1 protein-coding gene is annotated in these 1,031 nt (G+C 31.9%); it reads right to left on the bottom strand.

The genetic code is table 11. The features are described 5' to 3' along the window. Positions 1–356: 356 nt before the first annotated feature. The gene (locus WA340_RS05620; RefSeq protein WP_336127782.1) at positions 357–929 is read right to left on the bottom strand and encodes a nucleotidyltransferase family protein; all 573 of its coding nucleotides are present in this window, start codon (positions 927–929) and stop codon (positions 357–359) included. Positions 930–1,031: the final 102 nt, after the last annotated feature.

Here is a 1,031-nt window from a genome sequence, read left to right as displayed (position 1 = left end):
GTTTTTTAAATTCCGCTCAAGTTGATTTCTGCGCATAGTTCCGTTTTACATTTTTCAATTCAGCGTTACGTTTCGGTCTCGAGTATTAAATTCAGTTTCCGTTATTTTTTTGCGCAAAGTTCCGCTGTTTTCAAAGTTCGGAATTCGCACGATTTTTACGTTTAGTTTTTAATTCCGCTATTGTAACCAACGGACTTGTGTATGAAACGTAGCGTGTAAAAAGACACTAACTTTTCGGATAAACACTGAGCCGAATTTTTATATTTTGTTTTTAATTTTTCTCTTTTAAAAAGCCAAATTAAAAATTTGGCGGACTTTCTAAATATACACAAACCTTTCGGTTTAGCACTTATTAGCTATGTTTTATACACCTTGTTGTAGCCAGTTTTTATTTCTAATTCGTTCCATTTTTCTTTCCAATTTTTCTTTTCAATTCTACTCTTGTAAATGGTTAAATCAAACTTCGGTGTTGGTACAACTAAGAGATTAAATAAGTCTTCTAATCCATAAGGTGCGGTATACTCAATTTTGTTTTTGAAATTCAATCTTACAGCTATTGAAGTAGCTGTTTCAGGCCAAAAGGAAATGGCTTTTTTACAATCAGTATATTGTTTGTGTCCATTTCTAATATGCATTCTTGCTTGATTCTTAACAGACCAATTTAGTTTAGGATTCAGATTTCTCAGTTTGCATTCTATTTCTAAGTCAAACTTTTTGGTCAAATTTGATTTGTCAAAATATATTATGTCAATATCATTAAGTGCTGTTTTGTCTTTCCCGTGTTTTTCGTCCCAAACTTTATTTCTAACAAAACCAGCTCCAATCCAACAATCTTTTAGGTCTAAATCTCTGACTATTTTCAAAATGTTAGTCATCCATTTATCACTTTCAATAATATCGATTAGTTTATTTTCTAACTCTTCAGGCATTTTTGGATAATTGGCTACAACGGTCTGGTGTATGGCTCGTTGCGTGCAAATTAGTGATTAATTTTCGGTTGAGCCACAAGCCAGATTTTTTAAATTTTACTA

Source organism: Mesoflavibacter sp. CH_XMU1422-2 (assembly GCF_037029245.1).
In the GTDB taxonomy this organism is placed as follows: Bacteria; Bacteroidota; Bacteroidia; order Flavobacteriales; family Flavobacteriaceae; genus Mesoflavibacter; species Mesoflavibacter zeaxanthinifaciens.
The sequence above is the reverse complement of the archived record's forward strand: the minus strand, read 5'-3'. Positions and strand labels throughout refer to the sequence as shown.

Excerpts from the sequence above, each read along its gene's own strand:
- WA340_RS05620 (WP_336127782.1), bottom strand. The coding sequence starts at position 929 with ATGCCTGAAGAGTTAGAAAATAAACTAATCGATATTATTGAAAGTGAT.